The 25,570-nt window shown below is 68.0% G+C and carries 22 protein-coding genes; 17 read left to right on the forward strand and 5 right to left on the reverse strand.

Annotation, left to right across the window (positions count from 1 at the left end; all coding sequences use genetic code 11):
• Positions 1–4 precede the first annotated feature (4 nt).
• On the reverse strand, positions 5–694 hold the full coding sequence (locus WS49_RS04690) for an alpha/beta hydrolase (protein ID WP_059524914.1): 690 nt from the start codon (positions 692–694) through the stop codon (positions 5–7).
• A 489-nt stretch (positions 695–1,183) separates the two neighbouring features.
• Here WS49_RS04690 and WS49_RS04695 point away from each other — a divergent pair, with 489 nt between their 5' ends.
• From WS49_RS04695 to WS49_RS04720, 6 genes are all read left to right on the forward strand, one after another.
• Complete coding sequence (locus tag WS49_RS04695) at positions 1,184–3,574, forward strand: ATP-binding protein (RefSeq protein WP_059524915.1); 2,391 nt, start codon at positions 1,184–1,186, stop codon at positions 3,572–3,574.
• A gap of 2 nt (positions 3,575–3,576) precedes the next feature.
• Positions 3,577–4,317, forward strand: coding sequence for a methyl-accepting chemotaxis protein (locus WS49_RS04700; RefSeq protein ID WP_082725473.1), 741 nt, complete (start codon positions 3,577–3,579; stop codon positions 4,315–4,317).
• Positions 4,314–4,898, forward strand: coding sequence for a hypothetical protein (locus WS49_RS04705; RefSeq protein WP_059524917.1), 585 nt, complete (start codon positions 4,314–4,316; stop codon positions 4,896–4,898). The genes WS49_RS04700 and WS49_RS04705 overlap by 4 nt, the downstream gene beginning before the upstream one ends.
• Before the next feature lie 26 nt (positions 4,899–4,924).
• Entirely contained in the window at positions 4,925–5,884 is a 960-nt protein-coding gene (locus WS49_RS04710) for a chemotaxis protein CheX (RefSeq protein ID WP_059524919.1), read from the forward strand.
• A gap of 36 nt (positions 5,885–5,920) precedes the next feature.
• Positions 5,921–6,286, forward strand: coding sequence for a response regulator (locus tag WS49_RS04715; protein ID WP_006765703.1), 366 nt, complete (start codon positions 5,921–5,923; stop codon positions 6,284–6,286).
• Positions 6,287–6,528: 242 nt separating this feature from the next.
• The gene (locus WS49_RS04720) at positions 6,529–7,323 is read left to right on the forward strand and encodes an enoyl-CoA hydratase (protein WP_059525665.1); all 795 of its coding nucleotides are present in this window, start codon (positions 6,529–6,531) and stop codon (positions 7,321–7,323) included.
• Positions 7,324–7,386: 63 nt separating this feature from the next.
• Here the strand turns inward: WS49_RS04720 and alr are convergent, their stop codons facing one another.
• Positions 7,387–8,508, reverse strand: coding sequence for an alanine racemase (gene alr, locus WS49_RS04725; protein ID WP_059524921.1), 1,122 nt, complete (start codon positions 8,506–8,508; stop codon positions 7,387–7,389).
• A gap of 303 nt (positions 8,509–8,811) precedes the next feature.
• Here alr and WS49_RS04730 point away from each other — a divergent pair, with 303 nt between their 5' ends.
• Positions 8,812–9,183, forward strand: coding sequence for an MAPEG family protein (locus WS49_RS04730; RefSeq protein ID WP_059524922.1), 372 nt, complete (start codon positions 8,812–8,814; stop codon positions 9,181–9,183).
• Positions 9,184–9,231: 48 nt separating this feature from the next.
• On the opposite strand, the gene WS49_RS04735 is transcribed toward WS49_RS04730, so the two are convergent.
• Positions 9,232–10,185, reverse strand: coding sequence for a LysR family transcriptional regulator (locus tag WS49_RS04735; RefSeq protein ID WP_059524923.1), 954 nt, complete (start codon positions 10,183–10,185; stop codon positions 9,232–9,234).
• A gap of 118 nt (positions 10,186–10,303) precedes the next feature.
• On the opposite strand from WS49_RS04735, the gene WS49_RS04740 reads away from it, so the two are divergent.
• The 8 genes from WS49_RS04740 (at position 10,304) to WS49_RS04775 (ending at position 20,577) form a co-directional block, all read left to right on the forward strand.
• A complete protein-coding gene (locus tag WS49_RS04740) occupies positions 10,304–13,846 on the forward strand; it encodes an ABC transporter ATP-binding protein (protein ID WP_059524925.1) in 3,543 nt (1,180 codons plus the stop codon).
• 388 nt (positions 13,847–14,234) lie between these two features.
• A complete protein-coding gene (glnH, locus tag WS49_RS04745; RefSeq protein WP_059524927.1) occupies positions 14,235–14,987 on the forward strand; it encodes a glutamine ABC transporter substrate-binding protein GlnH in 753 nt (250 codons plus the stop codon).
• A gap of 15 nt (positions 14,988–15,002) precedes the next feature.
• Positions 15,003–15,710 carry a glutamine ABC transporter permease GlnP gene (gene glnP, locus WS49_RS04750; RefSeq protein ID WP_175912039.1) on the forward strand — a complete coding sequence of 236 codons (708 nt, stop codon included), beginning with the start codon at positions 15,003–15,005 and terminating at the stop codon, positions 15,708–15,710.
• Positions 15,707–16,435, forward strand: coding sequence for a glutamine ABC transporter ATP-binding protein GlnQ (gene glnQ, locus WS49_RS04755; RefSeq protein WP_059524930.1), 729 nt, complete (start codon positions 15,707–15,709; stop codon positions 16,433–16,435). The genes glnP and glnQ overlap by 4 nt, the downstream gene beginning before the upstream one ends.
• A 20-nt stretch (positions 16,436–16,455) precedes the next feature.
• Complete coding sequence (locus WS49_RS04760; protein ID WP_059524932.1) at positions 16,456–17,505, forward strand: C45 family autoproteolytic acyltransferase/hydolase; 1,050 nt, start codon at positions 16,456–16,458, stop codon at positions 17,503–17,505.
• 15 nt (positions 17,506–17,520) lie between these two features.
• Complete coding sequence (locus tag WS49_RS04765; protein WP_059524934.1) at positions 17,521–18,855, forward strand: aspartate aminotransferase family protein; 1,335 nt, start codon at positions 17,521–17,523, stop codon at positions 18,853–18,855.
• Positions 18,856–18,880: 25 nt separating this feature from the next.
• A complete protein-coding gene (locus WS49_RS04770) occupies positions 18,881–19,435 on the forward strand; it encodes a carboxymuconolactone decarboxylase family protein (RefSeq protein WP_059524937.1) in 555 nt (184 codons plus the stop codon).
• A gap of 329 nt (positions 19,436–19,764) precedes the next feature.
• The gene (locus WS49_RS04775) at positions 19,765–20,577 is read left to right on the forward strand and encodes a hypothetical protein (RefSeq protein ID WP_059524939.1); all 813 of its coding nucleotides are present in this window, start codon (positions 19,765–19,767) and stop codon (positions 20,575–20,577) included.
• A 114-nt stretch (positions 20,578–20,691) separates the two neighbouring features.
• On the opposite strand, the gene ahpF is transcribed toward WS49_RS04775, so the two are convergent.
• Both ahpF and ahpC read right to left on the reverse strand, forming a co-directional pair.
• Positions 20,692–22,290, reverse strand: a complete 1,599-nt coding sequence (ahpF, locus tag WS49_RS04780) for an alkyl hydroperoxide reductase subunit F (protein ID WP_059524940.1) — start codon at positions 22,288–22,290, stop codon at positions 20,692–20,694.
• A gap of 125 nt (positions 22,291–22,415) precedes the next feature.
• A complete protein-coding gene (gene ahpC, locus WS49_RS04785) occupies positions 22,416–22,979 on the reverse strand; it encodes an alkyl hydroperoxide reductase subunit C (protein WP_006488685.1) in 564 nt (187 codons plus the stop codon).
• 321 nt (positions 22,980–23,300) lie between these two features.
• On the opposite strand from ahpC, the gene WS49_RS04790 reads away from it, so the two are divergent.
• Together WS49_RS04790 and WS49_RS04795 are read left to right on the forward strand one after the other, a co-directional pair.
• The gene (locus WS49_RS04790) at positions 23,301–24,257 is read left to right on the forward strand and encodes an ABC transporter substrate-binding protein (RefSeq protein ID WP_059524942.1); all 957 of its coding nucleotides are present in this window, start codon (positions 23,301–23,303) and stop codon (positions 24,255–24,257) included.
• Between the two features lies 1 nt (position 24,258).
• Positions 24,259–25,563, forward strand: coding sequence for a dicarboxylate/amino acid:cation symporter (locus WS49_RS04795; protein WP_059524944.1), 1,305 nt, complete (start codon positions 24,259–24,261; stop codon positions 25,561–25,563).
• Positions 25,564–25,570 lie beyond the last annotated feature (7 nt).

The following is a 25,570-nucleotide window of genomic DNA, read 5'->3' on the forward strand; positions in this document are numbered from 1 at the left end:
GCGCTCAGTTCGATCCGGTGCGCGCAGCGACCCAGCGGCCGAAGTCGCCGGCCATCTCCGCCGTGAGTTCGTGGCCGGCGTCGTAGAGGCGCGTGTCGTGCGCGACGCCGAGCGCCGTCAGCTTCGCGTCGGCGGTTTCGGCCCACGCGACCGGCAGCTTGTCGTCGAAGCGGCCGTGCATCACCAGCGCGTGCAGCGCGCTCAATGCGTCGCGCGGCGCGATCAGCGGATCGATCTCCGGCAGGATGCGCCCGCACAGCACCGCGAACGCGGCGACATCGGCCGGTGACGTGAGCGCGACGCTCGCGCTCATGATGCCGCCCTGGCTGAAGCCGGCGATCACGGTGGGCAGGGCCGCGTGTTCGTCGTCGGTGCCCCGGGCGCGCAATGCGCGCAGCAGCGCGATCAGCTGAACACGGCTCGCCTCCGCGCGGGCCGCATCGATTTCCGGGCCGTTCGGGCCGAAGCGCACCGGAAACCACGCGTGCTGGCCGGGGCCGAACGTCAGCGGGCCGCGCACGAACGCGATTTCGATGCGCGGGTCGATCGTGCCGGCCAGATTCAGCAGATTGGTTTCGTTGCCGCCGACGCCGTGCAGCAGCAACAGGCGGCCCACGGGGCGGCCCGCGGCCGGGCGCAGCCGGTAGTGGAGGCCGGATTCGGAGTCGGTGGTCAGCGGCAGGACGTCGGTCATTGCAAGGGTCCGGTTGGGGAAGTGATCCGACAGTCTAGAACGCGCGGGAGGGAAGGTGAATCGCCGGACGGCGATTGATTGTTTCCTGATCGGAATGAATCGTCGGCCATTCGCCATGTCGGCCGGCGCGGCGAATCCGGCCGCGCGGCAGAAGGTGCATGCCCGATTCGATTCGCGGATAATGCGCAAACGTTTTACCGGTATTCGGCCGGATTGAATTACCGGATCGAAAATAAAAGAATGAATATCCGGATTCGATTTATCGAGGCTGCCGGCAACGCCCGCCGGGCCGCTCAGGCCGGGGGTTAACGGCCGATTCGAGAAAAACTTTAGGATTTTCTCGCCGCAATTGATCATTGCGATTTTCTCAACGACCGATTGATTTTCAGTCATCGGACAGTCATACACCATCCCCGATAATTCGGCGCTCACATTCTTTCAATAGACAAAAGGGCGATCGAAGCCGGATCGCTGCGGGGAGCTGTACTCATGACCATCCGTCATCGCATTACGCTGCTAGTCGTCCTGACGTTTTTCGCGCTGTCCGCGATCGGCGTGTACGCCGTGTACCAGACGCGCAAGAGCGCGTCCGAGGTGCGTCAGGTTACCCAGGGAATCGTGCCGAGCGCGCTCGCGTCGGCGGATCTCGTCGCCGACGTGAAGAACATCCAGATCGCGACGATGACGCTGGTGTACGCGCCCGACGCGAACACCGCCGCGCAGGCGCGCGACGAGCTGAAGGCGAAGCAGGGCGCGCTGCGCGCGGCGCTCGACGCCCAGGCGAAATCGGCGGTCGGCCGCGCGCAGGAAGGCCTCGTCGAGCAGGCGAAGGACAGCGCCGCGAACTACTTCGCCGCGATCGACGACACCGTGAAGATGAAGACCGACGGCAAGCCCGAGATGGCGCAGGCGTACCTGTTCGCGAACGTCGCGCAGTATCGCGACGAACTCGAGGGCATCGTCGACACGCTGCGCGTCGAGAAGAACCGCCAGAAGGACGATGCGATCCGCGCGCTGAACGGCATGCTCGCGACGACGGCCACCGCGATCGCGGGCGTGGCGGGCACGGTGGTCGTGCTGCTGACCGCGCTCGGCTTCGTGCTGTATCGCCAGATCACGCGTCCGCTGATCGGGATGCAGACGGCGATGAGCGAGATCGCCGCGAGCCAGGACTTCACGCGCCGCGTGCCGGTGGGCCGGATGGACGAGATCGGTCATTCGATCGTCGCGTTCAACGGGATGATCGAGAAGATCCAGGAGAACGCCGCGCAACTGAAGCAGAAGACGGCCGACATCCAGGCGATGCTGCAGAACATGCAGCAAGGGATCCTGACGGTCGTCGAAGGCGGCGTCGTGCATGCGGAGTATTCGGCTTACCTCGAGACCATCTTCGAGACCGGCGACATCGCCGGACGCGACCTGATGGCGCTCGTATTCGACGATTCGAGCATCGGCTCCGACGCGCGCTCGCAGGTCGACGCGGCCGTGCATGCATGCCTCGGCGAGGACAGCATGAACTTCGCGTTCAACGAGCACCTGCTCGTCAACGAAGTCGCCAAGCGGATGCCGGACGGCCGCGAGAAATGGCTCGACCTGAGCTGGTCGGCGATCACCGACGAGACCGACACGGTCGTGCGCCTGATGCTGTGCGTGCGCGACGTGACCGAGATTCGCGAGCTGACCGCGCAGGCCGGCGAGCAGCAGCGCCGCCTCGAGATGATCGGCGAGATCCTGTCGATCAGCCAGGACAAGTTCCACGACTTCGTGCACAGCGCGAAGGGCTTCCTCAGCGAGAACGAGCGGATGATCCGCCAGCACGAACGCGCCGATCATTCGATCGTCGCGGCACTGTTCCGCAACATGCACACGATCAAGGGCAACGCGCGCACGTACAGCCTGCAGCATCTGACCAACATCGTGCACGAAGCGGAGCAGGCGTACGAATCGCTGCGCCGCGCGGACGGCGGCCCCGAGTGGAATCGCGATGCGCTGATGGACGACCTGGCCCGCGTGCGCGAGGCAGTCGACCACTACGCGACGATCAACGCGGTCACGCTCGGCCGGCATGGCGAGGCGGCGCAGCACGGCGGCGCCGACTACCTGATGGTCGAGCGCGCGCATATCAGCGAGAGCCTGCGCATGCTCGACGGCGCCGATCCGGCGAACGCAAGCGACTGGCGCGCGGCGCGCGATTCGGTGCGCCGCCTGCTGAGCCAGTTCGGAACGCAGGGCATCGGCGATGCGCTGGGCGGCGTGATCGAATCGCTGCCGTCGCTCGCGGCCGAACTCGGCAAGCCGGCGCCCGTCGTGCATATCGACAGCAACGGCCATCGCGTGCGCAGCGAGATCGGCGCGACGCTGAAGAACGTGTTCATGCACCTGTTGCGCAACGCGATCGACCACGGGATCGAAACGTCGGAAGAGCGTCGCGCGGCCGGCAAGGCGCCGGCCGGCAAGATCGACATCGCGGTCGACGTGGAGGACGATGCGTTGCGCTTCGTGCTCGGCGACGACGGCCGCGGCCTCGCGCTCGACCGGATTCGCGGGATCGCGCGCGAGCGCGGCTGGATCGACGCCGGCAACGAAGCCGCGCTGACCGACGAAGCGGTGGCCGAACTGATCTTTCGCCCGGGCTTCTCGACCGCGCGCGCGGTGACCGAAGTATCGGGGCGCGGCGTCGGGATGGACGCGGTGCGCAACTTCCTGAAGCGCGACGGCGGCGACATCGCGCTGCGCTTCACCGACGATCGCGTCGGCGCGTCGTATCGCGCGTTCGAGACGATCGTGTCGCTGCCGGCGCGATTCGCGGCGGACGGCGCGGCCCGCGACGCCGGGCAGCCGACCGGCGCCGGCATCGCGAACGTCGACGTGGCGGAGTGATCGTGCAAGCGTGGATGATCCCGATCGGCGCCGCGCTGGCGGGCGGCCTGGTGGTCGCGGCGGTGGCCGCGATCGTGTGTCGCATCGCGCGAGCACGGCTCGTTGCCGCGCTGACGCGCGAAGCCGGGGCGTTGCGCGCCGCGCTCGGCGCGGCCGATGCACGGGCCGATGAAGCCGTTGCCGCACATGCCGAAGCGGCGCAGGCGTGGGCGCGGCGCGAAGCGGCGCTCGAAGAGGCGCTGGCGCGCGAGGTGGCCGGCACTGGCGAGCAGCGCGACGCGCTGCAGGCGGTCGCGGCCGAGCGCGCCGCGCTGTCGCAGCATGCGACGAAGCTCGCCGACGAAGCCGCGCGGCTGCGCGGGCTGGCCGGCACGTTCGAACGCTGGCACGAGCAGATGATCTCGCTGACCACGCAGAACCAGGACATGCGCACGAAGAACCAGGAGCTGTCGGCGATCGTCGCGCACGTGTCGATCGTGTCGCTGAACGCGTCGATCGAGGCCGCGCGCGCGGGCACGGCCGGGCGGGGCTTCTCGATCGTCGCGAGCGAGGTGCGCGGGCTCGCCGCGCGCTCGCAGCAACTGTCGAACAGCTATCGCGACAGCCTGAATCGCAACGATCTCGTGACGGCCGCGACGTTCCAGGACATCCAGGCCGGCGGCAAGATGATCACGGCCGCGCTCGCGACGGTCGAGACGCTGGCCGGGCAGCTGCATGCGCGGCTCGACGGAGCGGCGGCGTGATCAGCGCGCAGGCCCGGGCCGGTTTCGAGCGGATCTTCTTCGATGCGGCGCGCACGCGGCTCGCGTCCGGCGGCGCGTGCGAAATCAGGCCGGCCGCCGGCGATGCGCACGACGCGTCGCACGATCCGTCACGCGCGAAGTCGCGCGCGACGCCGAAGGTGCCCGAACACGTCGCAGTGCTGACGATCTCGGCACTGCATTTCCGGCTGCTGCTCGCGCTGCGCTTTCGCGACGACGAACCGACGCGTCGTCATTTCGCCGCCGCGACGCCCGGCGCGAGCGCGCAGCGGCCGCTTTCCGAGGCGTTCATGGAAGTCGCGAACCTGTGCTGCGGCGCGATCAACCAGGCGCTGACCGCGCCGTTCCCCGATCTCGGGATGTCGACGCCTTACCTGTTGAGCGGCGCGAGCGTCGACTACCTGCCGGCGTTGCATCCCGACCACGTGGCCGCGTACGACGTGACGCTCGACGGCGACGTGCGGATCGGCGCGACGCTGTGCGTGTGCGCGAACGCGCCGGTCGATTTCCACGTGCCGGAAGCGGCAAGCGTGGACACGGGCGGCGAGCTCGAACTGTTTTGACCGATTGTGAGGAAGGACTCCGCGAGATGACCGTAGACCAACCCGTCAGCAAGGTGCTCGTGCTCGACGACAGCCGCGCGCATGCGGCGACGATCAAGCGCTTCTGCGACGAGCACAACCTGGTCGGCCTGACCGTGCGGCGCAACCGGCTGCTGAAGGTGCTGCGCTCGAACATCGATCTCGGCGCGATCCTGCTCGCCGAGGACTACGGCGGCTCGCCGGACGAAAGCGCGATCATCGCGACGCAGATCGATGCGCTGCGGCCCGAGCTGCCGATCATCCTGCGCCGCGCGTCGAATGCTTCGCGCGACGGGCTGCCCGATGCGCTCGCGCGCGTCGCGTGCGCGGCCTACGTCGCCGACGACCTGACGCCGCTCAAGCGCGCGATCGACGAATACCTGTTCGGCCGCGACTACCCGAACGCACTCGTGCGCGGCATCGCGGAGATCACCGAGGCGCGGCTCGACAGCCTGTTTCCGGGCCTCGCGATCGAGCGCGACACGCCGTGCATCGTGCGCGACCAGATCATCTTCGGCGAGGTGTTCAGCCTGATCGCGCTGGAAAGCGCGTGGTGCCGCGGCTACATGCTGCTGCAGACGAGCGAGCAACCGCTGCTCGACATGATCGGTGGCACGCGCGACGATGGCCGCGCACCCGATTTCCGCGACGTGAACAACGTGCTCGGCGAGTTGACCAACCTCGTGTGGGGCGCGTTCAAGAACCGCTATCTCGGCGACGCGGAGGCGCTCGCCCGGCATCCCGTGCAGGTGCCGCTCGTCGTCAATCACAAGCAGAAATTCATTTCGTTCGGCGGCGACTGTCCGCAGCTGTGTTTCAAGTACCGGATGACCGACCCCGAGTCGGGACGATCGGTGCGGCTCGACCAGCGTTTCGTGTTCAGCCTGAGCTGGTCGCCGGAGGATTTCCGCGAGTCCGTGCAGGACGTGGGGCCGATGGTCGAGTCGGGCGAACTCGAACTGTTTTGAATGTTGAAGTCAGCAACAAGGAAAGGGGAATACGGTATGGCAAAGATTCTGGTGGTCGACGATTCGGGCACGGTGCGTGACGAGGTCGCGGGGTTCCTGCGCAATCACGGGCTCGACGTCGCGACGGCGGTGGACGGCAAGGACGGGCTCGCGAAGCTCAAGGCGACGCCCGGCGTGCGCCTCGTGATCAGCGACGTGAACATGCCGAACATGGACGGCCTGACGATGGTCGAGAAGATCCGCGGCGAGCTGGCGAATACGTCGGTCAACGTCGTGATGCTGACGACCGAAAGCAGCCCGGCGATGAAGGAGCGCGGCAAGGCCGCCGGCGTGAAGGGCTGGATCGTGAAGCCGTTCAAGGGCGACGCGGTGCTCGACGCGCTGAAGAAGCTCGCGGGCTGAGCGCGCACGCGGGGGATGCATCGCCGTCGAGCGGCGATCGATGGGCAGCCTGGGTGGCCTTCGTTTCACGGTGCGGCGGGCGTGCAAGCCGGCTTCGCCGGCCGGCCGGTCGACCCCGCTGGACGCCGCGCGCAATGTGGAGGACGATTCGTGATCGTGTCGATCGCGAATCCGGGCGCGTGTCGCCCGTGCTGCCCGTGCTGCGGATTCGCGCCCGATCGAACCCCGTCGAGCGGAGCATCATGGAATCCCGTCACGAAACACCCGAGCCGATCCTGCTGCGCGACGTGCGCGACGGGGTCGTCACGCTGCGGCTGAACCGGCCGCAACAGTTCAACGCGTTGTCGGAGGCGATGCTGGCGAGCCTGCAGGACGCGTTCGATTCGCTGGCCGCCGATCCGCACGTGCGCTGCGTCGTGCTCGCCGCCGAGGGCAAGGCGTTCTGCGCGGGCCACGACCTGCGGCAGATGCGCGCCAAACCCGAACTCGATTACTACCGCACGCTGTTCGCGCAATGCAGCCGCGTGATGCTCGCGATGCGCGCGTTGCCGGTGCCGGTGATCGTACGCGTGCACGGCATCGCGACGGCGGCCGGCTGCCAGCTCGTCGCCGCGTGCGATCTCGCCGTCGCAGCGGACACCGCGCGCTTCGCGGTATCCGGAATCAACGTCGGGCTGTTCTGCTCGACGCCGGCCGTCGCATTGAGCCGCAACGTGTCGGCGAAGCGCGCGTTCGACATGCTCGTCACCGGGCGTTTCGTCGATGCGGCGACGGCGGCTGCCTGGGGGCTCGTCAACGAGGCCGTGCCCGAGGATGCGCTCGACGCGGCCGTCGCGCGCAAGGTCGCGGAGATCGTCGCGAAGAGCCCGGCGGCGGTGCGCTACGGCAAGCAGATGTTCTACCGGCAGCGCGAACTGCCGCTCGACGACGCGTACGCGTTTGCGGGCGACGTGATGGCGCGCAACATGATGGAAGAGGACGCCGGCGAGGGGATCGACGCGTTCCTGGAGAAACGCAAGCCGGTGTGGCGTGCGTAGCGCGGCGGCCGCGCGTGCGCCTTGCCCGCGCCAGCGCGCGTGCCGCCGCATCCGCGCCGGGCATCAACGCCCGTAGCTGCCCGTGCGCAGCGCCGGCTGCATCGTAGACGCGCCGGGCGGCACGGTCACGACCGGCACGCGGCGCGCGAGTGCGCACATCAGCTCGTAGCCGATCGTGCCGCTGGCTTCCGCGACGTCGTCGACCTTCACCTGATCGCCCCACAGTTCGACGCTCGAGCCGATGCCCGCGTTCGGGCACGGCGTCAGGTCGACGGTCAGCATGTCCATCGACACGCGGCCGACGACGCGCGTCGTCACGCCGTCCACCGCGATCGGCGTGCCGGTCGGCGCGTGGCGCGGATAGCCGTCCGCGTAGCCGCACGCGACGACGCCGATCCGCATCGGCCGGTCTGCCGTGAAGCGACGGCCATAACCGACCGTTTCCCCCGGCGCGAGCGTCTGCACGCCGATGATCTTGCTCGTCAGCGTCATCGCGGCCATCAGCGGCGTGTCGGCGATGTGCCGCGACGCGCCGGTCGGCGACGCGCCATACAGGATCGTGCCCGGCCGCACCCAGTCGCGATGCGCGCGCGGATGCCACAGCACGGCCGCCGAATTCGATGCCGAGCGCTCGCCCGGAATTCCGGCCGTGGCCGCATCGAATCGATCGAGCTGCCAGTCGACTTCGCCTTCGTCGGCGTTCGCGAAATGCATCATCAGCGTGATCTTTCCGATCGACGGCGCGGCCGCCGCGCGTTCCCACGCGGCGCGGAATGCGTCGGGCCGGTAGCCGAGCCGGTTCATCCCGGAGTTCATCTTCAGCTGGATGTCGATCGGCTGCCGGGGCTTCGCGGCGATCAGCAGATCGAGCTGCGCGTCGCAGTGCACGGCCACCGTCAGCCGATGGCGATCGGCCAGTTCGACGTCGGCCGGTTCGAAGATCCCTTCGAGCAGCAGCACCGGCTTGTCCCAGCCGAGCTCCCGCACGCGCACGGCTTCGTCGAGATCGAGCAGCGCGATGCCGTCGGCGGCCGCGAGGCCCGGATAGATCCGCTCGATCCCGTGACCGTATGCGTTGGCCTTGACCACGGCCCATACGCGCGATTGCGCGGCGGTGCGGCGGATGAAGTCGAGGTTGTGGCGGACGGCGTCGGGACGGATATGGGCGACGATGGGACGGGGCATGAGCGGGCTCGGGTCGAAAGTCGTTCGGCGCACGCGGCGGCGCGGCGCGGGTGAGCAGGCTGGCGCGGCAACACGCCAAGCCAGTGTTGAGCGCTATCTTATTGGTGTTCGACCAGTTTTAATTAACGTATTTGTCGGCGATTTGGTGGAATTTTTTGTGTCGGATCCATGCCGTCACGGCCTTTGGCAGGCTGACTTGCCGAGTCTCCCGTCTAGAAAACCGGTGCGCGAACAGCTCGCCGCAATGCTAAGCTCTGCGCGACCGTGTCATTGATCAATGTAATCATAAAGGAGGAGACTTTGATGACGACGTCCCAGATCTGCCTGTTCATCGTGGCGCTGTTGCCGTTCCCGATGACGTTCCTGGCCAAGGCCCGCAAGGGCTACGACAACCGCGCGCCGCGCGAGTACCTGGCAAGGCTCGAAGGCTGGCGCGCGCGGGCGCAGGCCGCGCACCAGAACGCGTGGGAAGCGCTGGCGCTGTTTACGGCCGCACTGGTCGTCGCATGGCACAACGGCGCGAACGCGCATCACGTCGATCAGCTCGCGATGGGGTTCGTCGCGCTTCGCGTCGTCTATGTGCTGACGTACCTGCTGAACTGGGCGTCGCTGCGCTCGCTCGTGTGGTTCGCGGGGATGGCCTGCGTCGTCGCGTTGTTCTTTGCCGCGCCGTGACGAGAGGATGAACGGGCGACCCCGGCGCGGGCCTGGCGCGCGGGTTCGCTACGCACCGCCCGCGCCGCGCGCGTGACTGTCGTTGGATGCGGGCGCAACGATCTTCGCGAGCTGGAACGGTGGTGCATCGGCTTCGCGGCGCAGGAACGCGATCAACGGATCGAGCAGCCGATGCCGCGCCGACGGATTGCGGCGCAGCACGAAGCGCCATGACGCATCGCGTGCGAGGCCCGGCACCAGCGGCACCAGGCGGCCGCTGCGCAGTTCGGGCTCGATCAGCGGCACGCGCCCGAGCGCGATGCCCGCGCTGCCCAGCGCCGCGCCGATCACCTGACTGAAACTGCTGTAGCGGACGATCTTCGTTTCGAAGTCGTCCGGCAAGCCGAAGTGCACGGCCCAGTTGCGCCAGTCGATTTCAGGGCTGTCCTCGTGCATCTCCTGCAGCAACCGCGAGCGGCATACATATCCCGATGCATGCGGATACAGTTCGGGACTGCAGACCGGAAACACGGTTTCGCGCAGCAACACGTCATCGTCGTCGCGCAGCCGGTGCGCGGGCACGTGCACGATCGCGAGATCGACGCCGCTGCGCGCGAAATCCGGTTCGTCCTCGACCACGACGGCATGCAGCGGCGTTTCGGGATGCAGCGACGAGAACTCCGCGAGGCGGCGCGCGAGCCACATCGACGAAAACGGCGCGTTGGCGGACACCGTCAGGCGTTGCGCGGTGGTGCCGCGAATCTCGTCGCAGGCGTCGGTCAGCTTCGACAGCGCGTCGCTGACGGCCGGCAGCAGGCGGGCGCCCGCTTGCGTGAGGCCGATGCCGCCGAGCCCGGTGCTGCGTTCGAGCAGGCGGGCACCCAGCGATGCCTCGAGCGCGCGGATCTGGTGACTGACGGCGCTCGTCGACACGTTCAGCTCGGCCGCCGCGCGCGCGAACCCGCCAAGGCGGACGGCCGCCTCGAAAGCACGCAGCGCGCTGAGGGGAGGAAGGTGCGACATGCGGGGTATTGTAGTTGACTCAACACCCGTTGAAAAATCATCTTTTGCCGCGCGTCGGGTGCGCGGGTAGCCTTGGTCCGGTCAATCGAATCACAACCAAAACCGACCGGAGGGCTTCATGTATTTCGACCGACGACTATGGGCGATGATGGCCGGAATGCGCTGGCGGGTTGCCGCCGCGGTTGCGCTCGGGCTGCTCGCGATGAGTGTCGGCATCCTGCGTTTCGTGTTTCTCGGCCGCGTGCTGGCGCTCGTTTTTGCCGGCGCTCCGGCGCGCGATATTGTGGAAACCGTCGCCGCAACGGCGGCTTGCGTGCTGCTGCGTGCATGGCTCGATCATCGTCGCACGGTGCTCGCGCAGCACACGGCCGGGCGCGTGCAGTCCGCGCTGCGCGCGCGGCTGTTCGACCGGATCGCCGCGCTCGGCCCCGCCTGGTTCAGCGGCGAGCGCACGGGCGGCGTGATGCTGGCCGTCGTCGACGGCGTCGAGCAACTGCAGACCTTCTTCGGCGTCTACCTGCCGCAGCTCGTGATCGCCGCGTGCGCGCCGGTCATGATCTTCGCGGTGCTCGCGTGGTGGGACGTGCCGACGGCCGCGATCCTGCTGGTCGCGGCGCTCGTCACGCTCGCGCTGCCGCAATTCGTGCATCGCGCCGATCGGCGCGCGGCGCTCGCACGCTCGGCCGCGTTCAAGGCGTTCGGCGAGGAGTTTCTCGACGCGGTACAGGGCTTGCCGACGCTGAAGGCGTTCGGGCAAAGCGGTGCGTTCGGCGCGAAGCTGGCGGCCAAGGCGCGCGCGCTGTCCGACAGCACGTTCTGGGTGCTCGCGCTCGGGCTGCTGACGCGGCTCTTCACCGATCTCGGCACCGGCCTCGGCGCGGCGGCGGCGATCGCGGTCGGCGCATGGCGCGTGCGCCATGGCGACATGAGTCTCGAGGCGCTGCTGATCGTGCTGATGGCCGGCAGCGAAATCTTCCGGCCGCTGCGCGACCTGCGCGGCGTGCTGCACCAGGGGATGATCGGCCAGTCGGCGGCGAACGCGATTCACGCGCTGCTCGACGCGGGCGGCGACGCACCGCCCGCAGTCGCACCGCGCGTGCCGCACGTGCGGCCGGAGATCGTGTTCGACGGCGTCAGCTTCGCGTATCCGGGGCGTCGCGCGGACGCGCATGCGTCGCTGGGCTTCACGGTGCGCGAAGGCGAGACGGTCGCGATCGTCGGCCCGAGCGGTGCCGGCAAGTCGACCATCGTGCGCCTGCTGCTGCGCCAGCACGATGCCCAGGGCGGCACAATCCGCATCGGCGGCCACGACGTGCGCACGCTCGACGCCGAACAGGTGCGCGAGATGATCGCGGTGGTCGCACAGGACGCGACGCTGTTCGACGGCAGCGTCGCCGACAACCTGCGGCTCGGCCGTCCCGATGCGAGCGACGCGGACATGATCGCGGCCGCGCGCGCCGCCAACGCGCACGATTTCATCTCGGCGTTGCCCGACGGCTATGCGACGCGCATCGGCGAACGCGGGCTGATGCTGTCGGGCGGTCAGCGCCAGCGCATCGCGATCGCGCGTGCGCTGTTGCGCGACGCGCCGATCCTGCTGCTCGACGAGGCGCTGTCGTCGGTCGATGCCGAGAACGAGGCGCTGATTCAGCAGGCGCTCGACCGGCTCACGCGCGGGCGCACGACGCTCGTGCTCGCGCACCGGCTGTCCAGCGTGATCGGCGCCGATCGGATCCTGGTGCTCGACCACGGGCGGGTGGTCGACGAGGGCACGCATGCGGCACTGATCGCGCGCGACGGCCCGTATCGCCGGCTGATGGGGCCGCAACTGGAGGCCGCCGCCGAAGCCGTCGGCATGGCCGCGACCGCCAGCGGCGCGGGCGCGCGCGCCGCGTCGGGCCCGCAGGTCAGGCCGCTGAACGACGATGCGGCGACCATCGGCTGGCCCGAAACGTTGCGCGCGCTGCTGCGTTTCGTCAGTCCGTGGAAGGGCAAGGTCGTGCTGACCGTGCTGTTCGGAATCGGTCGCGTGCTCGCGTTCATCGGCGTCGGCGTGATCGGTGCGCTGGTGGTCGGCGGCGTGTCGGCCGGACACGCGAACGGCGCGCTCGTCGCGGCGCTGCTCGTCGTCGCGCCGGTCGCGGCCGTGCTGCACTGGCTCGAATCGTGGCTCGCGCACGACATGGCGTACCGGCTGCTCGCCGAAATGCGCATCGCGCTGTTCGCGACGCTCGAACGGCTCGCGCCGGCCGGGTTGCTGCGCCGCCGTTCCGGTGACCTGGTCGCGCTCGCGACGCAGGACGTCGAGACCGTCGAATACTTCTACGCGCATACGCTCGCGCCGGCGTTCGTCGCCGTGCTGGTGCCGGCCGGCGTGCTGGCGCTGCTCGCGTCGGTCGCATGGCCGCTCGCGCTGGCGTTGCTGCCGTTCCTGCTGTGGGCCGGGCTGGCGCCCGTGCTGGCGCGGCGCGACGTCGACCGGCTCGGCACCGGTGCCCGCGAGGCGCTCGGCCAGCTCGGCGCGCATCTGACCGAAACGATCCAGGGGCTGGCGGAACTGACCGCGTTCCAGGCGCTCGCGCGGCGGCGTGCCGCGTTCGTCGCGGAAGCCGACGCGTACGGGCAGCAGCGCGCGAAGCTGCTCGACGACCTGTCGTCGCAGAGCGCCGCGCTCGAAGTCGCGAGCGGGCTCGGCGGGCTGGCCGTCGCTGCGCTCGGCGCGCTGCTGTGCGCGCGTGGCTGGTTCGCGCACGAATCGTTGCCGCTGCTGGTGCTGGTCGCGGTGGCCGCGTTCATGCCGGTGGCGGAGATCGGCCAGGTCGCGCGGCAACTGGCCGACACGATCGCGTCGACGCGGCGCCTGCGCGCGCTCGAGAAGGAGCCGGTGACGGTCGTCGACGGCACGCACGCGCTGTCCGGCAACGCGACCGTGCGGTTCGAGGAAGCGGGTTTCACGTACCCGGGACGCGGGGTGCCGGCGATCGATCGCGTGAGCTTCGAGGTGCCGCCCGGCAGCACGGTCGCGCTGGTGGGTGCATCGGGCGCCGGCAAGTCGACCGTCGCGAGCCTGCTGCTGCGCTTCTGGGATCCGCAACACGGGCGCGTGACGCTCGGCGGCACCGATTTGCGCGACCTGAGGCTCGACGATCTGCGCCGGCACATCGCACTCGTCGCTCAGGACACCTATCTGTTCAACGACACGCTCGAAGCGAACATCCGGCTTGCCGCGAACGATGCATCGGACGAGGACGTGCAGCGCGCGATCGATCAGGCGGCGCTCGGCGATTTCGTCGCGCGGCTGCCGGACGGGCTCGCGACGCGGGTCGGCGAGCGCGGCGTGCAGTTGTCCGGCGGGCAGCGCCAGCGCGTCGCGATCGCGCGTGCGTTCCTGAAGGATGCGCCGGTGCTGATCCTCGATGAAGCGACTTCGCATCTCGACACGATCAGCGAGCAGCAGATCCGCGCGGCGCTGGAGGACCTGATGGCGCAGCGGACGTCGATCATCATCGCGCACCGGTTGTCGACCGTCCGCAACGCGGACACGATCCTCGTGATCGAGCACGGCAGGATCATCGAGGCGGGCACGCATGCGGCGCTGATCGCGCGGCAGGGCGCGTATGCGCGGCTGGTCTCGCATCAGGCGAGCGGGGTGGCGGCGTGACCGACCGCGCTTCGAGGCCGTGCCGAACGGCGTTGTCGCTCGCGGTACACGCCGTTCGTTGAGCCGCGCCGGCGGTGGCCGGCATCACGATCGCCGCGGCGTCGGCGCGCAACGGGGCCCTCCGGTCACGCCGAATTGCCGGGCGTTCCCCGCTTCCACGCCATGCGCCCATCCGCGCACGCCTTTCCTCCGATCAATCCCGCCCGTGCGGCTCGGGTTTGTCTCGATTCATTTTCCTGTTGAGTATTTTTTTGTTGTCGTAGTATCCGTGTTGACAACACTTGTTGCACTAAGGTCTAATTCAACATCGCATGTTGCGGTGCGGCTTGATGTCGTCGTTCCCCGGCCAGCCGGCCGGTTACATCGCTCAACCATGCGGAGAAAAGTCATGAGTCGCCGTTCCTTCCTGAAAGCCGTCGCGGTGGTCGCCGCGCTCGGCGCCAGCATCGCGCACGCGGATACCAAGACGCTCGTCGTCGGGACCGATACGTCGTTCATGCCGTTCGAGTTCAAGCAGGGCGACAAGTACGTCGGCTTCGATCTCGACCTGTGGGCGGAGATCGCGAAGGACCAGGGCTGGAAATACACGATCCAGCCGATGGATTTCGCGGGCCTGATCCCGGCGCTGCAGACGCAGAACATCGACGTCGCGCTGTCGGGGATGACCATCAGGGAAGAGCGGAAGAAGGCGATCGACTTCTCCGCGCCGTACTACGACAGCGGCCTCGCGGCGATGGTGCAGACGGACAACACGACGATCAAGTCGATCGACGACCTGAACGGCAAGGTGATCGCCGCGAAGACGGGCACCGCGACGATCGACTGGATCAAGGCGCACCTGAAGCCGAAGGAGATCCGCCAGTTCCCGAACATCGACCAGGCATATCTCGCGCTCGAGGCCGGCCGCGTCGACGCGGCGATGCACGACACGCCGAACGTGCTGTTCTTCGTGAACAACGAGGGCAAGGGCAAGGTGAAGGTCGCGGGCCAGCCGGTCAGCGGCGACAAGTACGGGATCGGCTTTCCGAAGGGCAGCGCGCTCGTGCCGAAGGTCAACGCGTCGCTCGTGAAGATCAAGGCCGACGGCCGCTACGCGCAGATCTACAAGAAGTGGTTCGGCGCCGAGCCGCCGAAGATGTGAGCGTGACGGCACAGTATGGCGCGGCCGGGCGGCCGCGCCGGTCTTGAATCGGACGGGGAGCGACAGGTGAATTTCGATTGGTCGGCGATCTGGGCGGCGTTGCCGGACCTGATGGACGGGGTCCGGTTGACGGTGTTCATCGCATTTTTCGGGCTGGTGGGCGGATTCGTCGTGGGGATGATCGCGGGCATGTTCCGCGCATACGGACCGAAGGCGATGAACGTGCTCGCACAGGTTTATATTGAACTGATCCGCGGCACGCCGATCGTCGTGCAGGTGATGTTCCTGTATTTCGCGTTGCCGCTGCTCGCGCATATCCGGATCGACGGCCTGACGGCCGCGATCATCGCGATCACGGTGAATTCGGGCGCGTATCTCGCGGAAGTGGTGCGCGGCGCGCTGCTGTCGATCCCGAAGGGGCTGACGGAAGCGGGGCTCGCGATGGGCCTGTCGATGCCGCGCGTGCTGCTGAAGGTGGTCGGGCCGCTCGCATTCCGGCGCCTGATTCCGCCGCTCGGCAACCAATGCATCGTGAGCCTCAAGGACACGTCGCTGTTCATCGTGATCGGCGTCGGCGAATTGACGCGCAAGGGGCAGGAAATCATTGCCGGCAATTTCCAGGCGGTCGAGATCTGGACCGCGGTGGCGGTCATCTACCTGATGCTGACCGGCGCGATGACGCTGACGCTTCGGCTCGTCGAAAAGAGGATGCGCATCTTATGAGCATGATCGAATTCCAGAACGTGTCGAAGAGCTTCGGCCATGTGCCGGTGCTGAAGCATATCGACCTGAAGATCGATGCGGGCGAGGTGGTCGTCGTGATCGGTCCGTCGGGCTCGGGCAAGTCGACGATGTTGCGCTGTATCAACGCGCTCGAGAAAATCACGAGCGGCGAGCTGCTGGTCGACGGCCAGAGCGTGCGCGGCAACGCATCGACGATCCGCAACATCCGGCTCGAAGCCGGCATGGTGTTCCAGCAGTTCAACCTGTTTCCGCAGATGACCGCGCTCGAGAACGTGATGTTCGGGCCGACCCAGGTACGCGGCGCGTCGCGCGCCGACGCGCGCGACCAGGCGATGGCGCTGCTCGACAAGGTCGGCCTCGAATCGCGCGCGAATCATTATCCGTCGGAGCTGTCGGGCGGTCAGCAGCAGCGCGTCGCGATCGCACGCGCGCTCGCGATCCGGCCGCGGCTGATGCTGTTCGACGAGCCGACGTCGGCGCTCGATCCGGAATTGCGCCACGAGGTGCTGAAAGTGATGCAGGATCTCGCGACCGAAGGGATGACGATGATCGTCGTCACGCACGAGATCGGCTTCGCGAAGCGGGTCGGCACGCGGTTGCTGTTCATGGATCAGGGCGGCATCGCCGAGGACGGCCATCCGGTCGACCTGATCGACCGCCCGCCGACACCGCGCCTGAAGGAATTCCTGAAACACGTGTCCTGAACGAAACCGAATCATCCGACATGCCGCTTTCCCCATCTCCCGTCATCGCCGGCACGCCGTTCGACATCGGCGTGCGCCTCGGCGAGCTTGCCCGCCCCGTGTTCGATGCGTACATGCAGCAGAGCAGAGCATGGCAGGCCGTGCGCCGCTGGCGCGGCCATCCGTTCGTCGCCGCGCTGCGACAGGCCGCGCTGGCCGCGTACCCCGATCTCGTCGCGGAACTGGACGGGATCGCGGCGGGCGTCGGCTGGCCGGCCGAGGACATCTTTCTGTGGAACTGCCGCGGCGAACTGATCCATCACGCACCGGACGGCTGCACGACGCTCGCCGGGCGCGACGCGCACGGCACGCGCTGGATCGCGCACAACGAGGACGGCGATCCGTACCTGCGCGAGCGCTGCCTGCTGGTCGATGTGCAGCCGCAGGGCAAGCCGGGCTTCATCAGTTTCTACTACCCGGGCTCGCTGCCCGGGCATACGTTCGCCGCGAACCGCGCGGGCATCGCGCAGGCGATCAACAACTTGCGGATCCGCACGCCGGCGCTCGGCGTGCCGCGGATGATCCTCGCGCGCGCCGTGCTCGACGCCACATCGCTTGATGCGGCCGCCGACGTGCTGCGCACGCATGCGCGCGCGAGCGGCTTTCACCACACGCTCGGCGCGACCGGCGATCCGCGGCTCCTGAGCATCGAGGCGAGCGTCGCGCGCTGCTCGGTCGTCGAAGTCGCGCGTCTTGCCGGTCACGCGAACCATCTCGTGCATCCGGGATGCGAGGGGGAAGCGCAGATCGTCACGCAATCGTCCGGCGATCGTCAGCGGCGTGTCGATGCGCTGACGCCGGGCATCGACGCGATCGACGAAGCCGCGTTGCTGCGCGTGCTCGGCGACCGCGCACCGGAAGGACTGCCGATCTATCGCGACGATCCGGCCGACCCCGACGACGAAAACACGTTGGCGACCGCCGTGTTCGCGATTCGCGACACCGCGATCGACTTCACCATTCACCAGCACGGCACGCGGCGCTTCGCGTCGCGCATCGTGCCGTCCGCGCACGCGCGCAGCGCGTCCTGATCCATGAGGCAACGCATGACGACCGTTTTTCATCGCGCTCCACGCGCCACCTTGCCCGTCGCCGTTGCAGGCGACGGCATCGAGATCATCGATTCGACCGGCAAACGCTACATCGACGCGTGCGGTGGCGCGGCCGTGTCGTGCCTCGGCCACAGCAACCAGCGCGTGATCGATGCGATCAAGCGGCAGGTGCAGCAACTGCCGTACGCGCATACGTCGTTCTTCACGACGGACGTGGCGGAAGAATTGGCCGACCGGCTCGTCGAGGCCGCGCCGGCCGGTCTCGAACACGTGTATTTCGTGTCGGGCGGATCCGAGGCGATCGAAGCCGCATTGAAGCTCGCGCGTCAGTATTTCGTCGAGAAGGGCGAGCCGCAGCGCCGCCATTTCATCGCACGTCGCCAGAGCTATCACGGCAACACGCTCGGCGCACTCGCGATCGGCGGCAACGCATGGCGGCGCGAGCCGTTCCTGCCGCTGCTGATCGAGGCGCATCACGTGAGCCCGTGCTACGCGTATCGCGACCAGCAGGCCGATGAAACCGACGAAGCCTATGCACAGCGACTGGCTGACGAGCTGGAGCGGAAGATCGTCGAGCTCGGCGCGGAAAACGTCGCGGCATTCGTCGCGGAAACGGTGGTCGGCGCGACGGCCGGCGCGGTGCCGCCGGTGCGTAGCTACCTGAAGAAGATTCGCGCGGTGTGCGACAAGTACGGCGTGCTATTGATCCTCGACGAAATCATGTCGGGGATGGGGCGCACCGGTTACCTGTTCGCGTGCGACGAAGATGGCGTCGCGCCCGACCTGCTGACGATCGCGAAGGGGCTCGGCGCAGGGTACCAGCCGATCGGCGCGACGCTGGTGAGCGATCACATCTACCGCACGATCGTCGACGGCTCGGGTTTCTTCCAGCACGGCCACACGTATCTCGGTCATGCAACGGCCTGCGCGGCCGCGCTCGAAGTGCAGCGCGTGATCGCCGAAGAGAAGCTGCTCGACAACGTGAAGGCGCGCGGCGAGCAACTGCGCGCGTCGCTGCGCGAGCATTACGGCGCGCATCCGCATGTCGGCGACGTGCGCGGCCGCGGGCTGTTCGTCGGCGTCGAGCTCGTGCGCGATCGCGACAGCAAGGCGACGTTCGATCCCGCGCTGAAGCTGCATGCGGCGGTCAAGCGCGAGGCGATGCAGCGCGGCCTGATGGTGTATCCGATGGGCGGCACGATCGACGGCGTGCACGGCGATCACATCCTGATCGCACCGCCGTTCGTGTGCACTGCGCAGCAGATCGACACGATCGTCGAACGGCTGTCCGGCGCGATCGATGCGGCGCTCGCATCGGCCGGCGCGTGAACCTTTATCTCATCGAATCCTCACCATGACGGACAGACTGCCTCCCTTCGATCCCGCATCGGCCACCGACGAGCAGAAGGCCGTGCTCGCCGACATTCTCAGCGGCCCGCGCGGCAACCTGAACGGGCCGTTCCTCGGCTGGATCGCGAGTCCCGAGCTCGCGCAGCATGCGCAGCGGCTCGGCGCGTTCTGCCGCTATCGCACGGGTCTACCGCTGCGTCTGTCCGAGCTCGCGATTCTCGTGACGGCCGCGCGCTGGCGCTCGCAGGCCGAGTGGCACATCCACCATCCGATCGCGCTCGATGCCGGCGTGCCGGCCGCGACCGCCGACGCGATCCGCCGCGGCGTCGAGCCGGCGTTCGAATCGGACGACGATGCGCTGATCCATGCGTTCGCGACCGAGCTGTACGACACGCGGCGCGTGAGCGATGCGACGTTCGCGCGCGCGCAGGCGCGTTTCGGCCACGAGACCGTCGTGAACCTCGTCGCGCTGCTCGGCTATTACGCGCTCGTGGCGATGACGCTCAACACGTTCGGCATGCGCGCGAACGGACAAACGGATTTACCGTTTCCGGAGTAATCGCCGCATGCGGGGGGCTGTTGATCGCGTTCATTGCGTGTGTCGTTCATACGCACCGGCGCGGCAAGGTGTGGCGCCGTTTCTCGACACGCGGTACGTTCCCTGGCTCGCGGTGGTGCGGCGAGAATGGCCGACCTTCCGCGACTTCGATCGTCCGATGCAATATCGCTGGGGGCGATGTCGAACCGTCTGACGATAGGGCGAGGCGGTGTTGCAAGGCCGCGCCGCTCTGGGGTCGACATCAATGAAACCAATTGTATTCGTGCGGGATCAGCCGCGATCGCACGCGTATGATGGCTTGTTCACGTCGATAAGATCGGTGAGCAAGCATGACTAGTACCCGTAAGACATTGATGATCGCCGGCGGCCTGCTGGTTGCCGCGGCCGGCACCGGCTACGTGATGCTCCTGCGTGCGGACCACCGCGCGATCGCGGAGGCCGGTATCGGCGACTCTACGGCGCCTGCCGCCGCCATGACGGCAGCGAACGACGGACACACCGCACAAGGCGCGATCGCGCCGCCTGCGGCGGTCGCCGTCCCTTCCAAGCATGTCGATGAGGCCGTGCCGCAACCAGCGGCCGCACGGCCGCCGTCCGCGGCTCCTGCGCGTACGAGGGCGGCGCCGGCATCCGCTGCCGTTGCGCCGGTCGTCGCCGCGCCGGCGCCACCGGCGAAACCGAGTGCGCCGCCGCCGACCGTCCATGTCGTGACGGTCGAGCCGGAGGTTGCGACCCCGCCGAAAGCCCAGCCCGCTCCGCCCGTAAAAGCGCCGGTACAAGCAGCGCAACCCGTGCAATCGACGCCGCCGGCCCAGGCGACGCAGGCGGCTCGGCCGAGTCAGCAGGCGGAGCAGCCGACCCAGCGCGCGGCGCGCAAGCGCGACGGGCTCGAGCGGCACGCGGCCGCGACTCCCGCGATGAAATCCGAAACGCCTGAAACCGCTGCACTCGTGCGGGAATCGGCAAAGCTCGATCCATCGTTGCCGCCGCCGCAATACGTGGCGACGCCGAGCGCCGATCGGCAGCACGCGACGACGGGCGCGAATCCGGTCGCCGCCGCGATGACCGACCAGCTCGTCAAGCAGTCGAGCAGCTTCAAGGCAGCCACACCGGCGAACGCGGGGCCCGGCGTGGCGCAGTGAGAAGGGAGCGGCCGCGCTCGCGCAGCGCCGCTCGATGCAGGATGAAAAAGGGCCCCGCACGCCGACCAGGGCATGCGGGGCCAAGAGACACGAACCTGTGTGGTGCGTCGCGCGTTACGCGGCGATCGCTTCTTCGGCCTGCGGGGCGTCGGCGGCAGCGGGCGTCGCGTCTTGCCGGATCAGGTGATCGAACGCGCCGAGCGATGCCTTCGCGCCTTCGCCCACCGCGATCACGATCTGCTTGAACGGCACCGTCGTCACGTCGCCGGCGGCAAACACGCCCGGCACCGACGTCGCACCGCGCGCATCGACGACGATCTCGCCGTGCTTCGACAGTTCGATCGTGCCCTTCAGCCATTCGGTGTTGGGCACGAGGCCGATCTGCACGAACACGCCTTCGAGATCGACCCGCTTCGTTTCACCCGAACGCAGATCCTTGTAGACGAGCCCGTTCAGCTTGCTGCCGTCGCCGGTCAGCTCGGTCGTCTGCGCCTGCGTGACGATCGTCACGTTCGGCAGGCTGCGCAGCTTGCGCTGCAGCACTTCGTCCGCGCGCAGTTGCGCGCCGTATTCGATCAGCGTGACTTCCTTCACGATGCCGGCCAGGTCGATCGCGGCCTCGACACCCGAGTTGCCGCCGCCGACCACCGCCACGCGCTTGCCCTTGAACAGCGGGCCGTCGCAGTGCGGGCAGTATGCGACACCGCGGTTGCGGTATTCGCGCTCGCCCGGCACGTTGATTTCGCGCCAGCGCGCGCCGGTCGCGAGAATGATCGTCTTCGCCTTCAGCACGGCGCCATTCGCGAGGCGGATCTGGTGCACGTCGCCCGGAATCAGCGCGTCGGCGCGCTGCACGTCCATGATGTCGACGTCGTACTGCTTCACGTGCTGCTCGAGCGCCGCGGCGAACTTCGGTCCTTCCGTTTCCTGCACCGACACGAAGTTCTCGATCGCCATCGTGTCGAGCACCTGGCCGCCGAAACGCTCGGCGACGACGCCCGTCGCGATGCCCTTGCGCGCCGAATAGATCGCGGCGGCCGCACCGGCCGGGCCGCCGCCGACGATCAGCGTGTCGAACACCGGCTTGTTCTCGAGCGACTTCGCGGCGCGGGCGCTGGCGCCCGTGTCGAGCTTCGCGAGGATTTCCTTCACGCTGCTGCGGCCCTGGCCGAACGATTCGCCATTCAGGAACATCGTCGGCACGGCCATGATCTGGCGTGCTTCGACTTCGTTCTGGAACAATGCGCCGTCGATCGCGACGTGGCGGATGCGCGGGTTGATCAGCGACATCACGTTCAGCGCCTGCACGACTTCCGGGCAGTTCTGGCACGACAACGAGAAATACGTCTCGAACGCGTAATCGCCGTCGAGCGCGCGGATCTGTTCGATCACGTCGTCGTCGAGCTTGAGCGGATGGCCGCCCGTCTGCAGCAGTGCGAGCACGAGCGACGTGAATTCATGGCCCATCGGGATGCCGGCGAAGCGGATGCCGGCCGGCTTGCCGGGTTCGCCGATCGAGAACGACGGCTTGCGCTCGGCATCGTCGCGGCGTTCGGTTACGGTCACGCGCGACGTCAGCGACGCAATCTCGTTCAGCAGCGCAAGCAGTTCCTGCGATTTCGCGCTGTCGTCGAGCGACGCGACGAGTTCGATCGGGCGCGTGATCTTTTCGAGGTACGCTTTCAGTTGGTTCTTGAGATTGGCGTCGAGCATGGCGTTTCGGATTCCGTATTGATAATTATGGTCGGGCACGTCGTGCCGGAGAAGGGCGCGGGCCGCACGAGGCGGCCCGCATTCGCGTGACGCGCGCGCCTCGTGCGAGGCGCGCGGCGCGAACGTCAGATCTTGCCGATCAGGTCGAGCGACGGGGTCAGCGTTTCCGCACCCGGCGTCCACTTGGCCGGGCACACTTCACCCGGGTGCGCCGCGATGTATTGCGCGGCCTGCACCTTGCGCAGCAGTTCGCCTGCGTCGCGGCCGATGCCGTTGTCGTGGATTTCGCACAGCTTGATCTCGCCTTCCGGGTTGATCACGAACGTGCCGCGCAGCGCCATCCCTTCTTCCTCGATCAGCACGTCGAAGTTGCGCGACAGCGTGAGCGTCGGGTCGCCGATCATCGGGTACTTGATCTTGCCGATCGTGTCCGACGTGTCGTGCCATGCCTTGTGCGTGAAGTGCGTATCGGTCGATACGCCGTAGATCTCGACACCCAGCTTCTGGAATTCCGCGTAGCGGTCGGCGAGGTCGCCCAGCTCGGTCGGGCAGACGAACGTGAAGTCGGCCGGGTAGAACACGACGACGGACCACTTGCCCTTGAAGTTCTCTTCGGACACGGGCACGAAATCGCCGTTGTGGTATGCGGTTGCCTTGAACGGTTTGATTTGGGTGTTGATGATCGGCATCTTGCGAGTTCCTTTGCTTGGGTGTTGATGAAGTGTTGCCAGTATCCGGGTTCACCCCAGGTTTGTGAAATTGCTTGTTTCAATCCGCGGCATCGGGAATTTCTATCTGCTTCCGGCCCCCGTCGCGACGGGCCGTCCGGTCGACCCGTGCCATCCGGGCCGGGCCTTCCGACGGATTTCGGCCAGCCGGCGCTTCTGACACATTGGGCGTGCGGGAGGGCGCGGCGCCGGGCGACGGCGACGCGCCCCGCGCAAGGGCCCGGCGCCCGTTCGGCACGAACGGCTGCGCGGTCGTCAGACACGCTTCGTCCCACTGCCGCCATGAACCTTTTTTCCGGACGCGTCCTGTGTGCGCTGCTCGCGTGGTTCCGCGAGATCGTCCCCACGCGGCGATGCCTGCATCGGCTCCTGCGCGGTGTGGCCTGCGTATTCGTGACCCTCTCGTGTGCCGCGCCGGCGCTCGCCGTCGATGCGTCCGCGCCGGCCGCGACGGCGACACCCGCCACCACGTCGACCGGCCTCGTGCAGATGCCCGACGGCCGGCTGCTCGCGCCCGAGTTCGCCCGCATCGTCTCGCGCGGCGCGCTCGTCGTCGCGGTGCTCGGCGTCGATCAGCCGCCGTTCTTCATGTCGCGCAACGGCGCATTGGCGGGCGTCGACATCGATCTCGCCGACGAACTCGCGAAAAAGCTCGGCGTGTCCGTGCAGTTCGACCGCGATGCGCGCACGTTCGACGATGTCGTTCACCTGCTCGCGACCGGGCAGGCCGACGTCGCGATCAGCAAGCTGTCGCGCACGTTGCCGCGTGCGCAGGTGGTCCGCTTCAGCACGCCGTACATCAACCTGCGACGCGCGCTGCTGATCAACCGCGTCAGCTTCGCGGAACTCGCGAAAGGGCGCGCGCTGCCGGAAGTCGTGCGCGATTACCGCGGCACGATCGGCGTCGTCGCGGGGTCGGCCTACGCGGAATACGTGCGCAACGACTTCCCGGCCGCGCGGGTGCGCACGTATCCGAGCTGGCAGGCGACGCTCGACGCGCTGAACGCCGGTGCCGTCACGGCCGTGTATCGCGACGAACTGGCGATCAAGCTGGTGATGCAGGACGACCCGACCGCGCCGATCCGCTTGCGCGTCGCGACCTTCGACGACCTCACCGACGCGCTTGCCGTCGGCGTGCCGGTGTCCACGCCGACGCTGCTCGCGTTCGTCAATCAGTTCCTGGCCGAGCGCAACAAGCGGCTCGACGTGAAATCCTTGCTCGATGCGATGGGTCGCTGACATGAACATGAACGAGAACATCAGGATCATGCCCCGCATCGAGCGGCTGCATGCGTTCGCGATCCATCCGTTGACGGTGTTCGGCAGCCTCGCGCTCGGGATCGTGGCGGGCGTGCTGTGGCCGGCCGCCGCGCCGAAGTTCGACTATGTGGGCCAGGTATACGTCGGCCTGCTGAAGATGACGGCGCTGCCGTTCATGACGGCCGCCGTGATCTTCAGCCTGCAGCGGCTGCTGCGCGACGGCAGCGCGTCGGATCTCGTGATGCGCGTGATCGCGACCTTCGGCTGCGCGTCGGTGTTCGTCGTGGCGGTCGGCGCGGTCGTGCTGGTCGCGATGCGGCCGGGCGAGCATCTGTCGAACGCGACGCTGAAGGCCTTCGGCGCGCTGGTCGGCAGCGACAGCGCGGCGAGCGACACCGTGATGACGCTGTACGGCACCGATCCCGCGGAGAAATCGTCGGGCCTTGCCGACATGCTGATCGCGCTGGTGCCCGGCAACTTCTTCGCGGCGCTCGCGAGCGGCGACACGCTGAAGGCGCTGGTGTTCTCGCTGTTCTTCGGTTTCGCGTCGGGACGCGTGCCGGCGAGCATCTCGGCGGCGCTGAGCCAGACGCTGGAGACCGTCTATTTCACGTGTCAGAAAATCATGCACTGGCTCGCGTATCCGACGCCGATCGTGCTGTTCTGCGGCGGCGCCGCGCAGATCGGCACGTCGGGGTTCGGGCCGCTCGAGGCGATGGTCCGCTTCGTCGCCGCGTTCGCCGTCGTCGCGCTCGTGCTGATCGCGGCCGCGATCGTCGTGATCTGGAAACGCTCGGGCGCGACGCTGGCCGAGACGCTCGCCGGGTTGCGCACGCCGTTCGCGATGGCGCTCGCCACGCGCAGCAGCGTGGCCTGCATGCCGAGCATGATCGAGTGCCTGGCCGACGGCTTCGGTTTCGCCCGTGCGCGCGTCGAACTGGTCGTTCCGCTTGCCGTGTCGCTGCTGCGCGTCGGGCCGATGGTTTATTACGCGAGCGCGACGCTGTTCGTCGCGCAACTCTACGAACGATCGCTCGGCCCCGGCGAGCTTTGCGTCGTGCTGGTCGCATCGGTGCTGGCCGGATTCGCGTCGACCGGCACGTCGGGCGTCGTGACGGTGTCGCTCGCCGGCATGGTGTGCGCGGCACTGCACCTGCCGTTCGAGGCCGCGTTCGTGCTGTTCGCGGCGATCGATCCGTTCTGCGAAATATTGCGGACGCTGTTGCTGGTGATCGGCAACTCGGCCGTCGTATCCGCGATCTGCGCGCGGCCGCCGCGCGCGTGAAGGAGGA

The sequence above is a fragment of the Burkholderia sp. RF7-non_BP4 genome, assembly GCF_001521935.1.
Classification (GTDB): Bacteria; Pseudomonadota; Gammaproteobacteria; order Burkholderiales; family Burkholderiaceae; genus Burkholderia; species Burkholderia diffusa.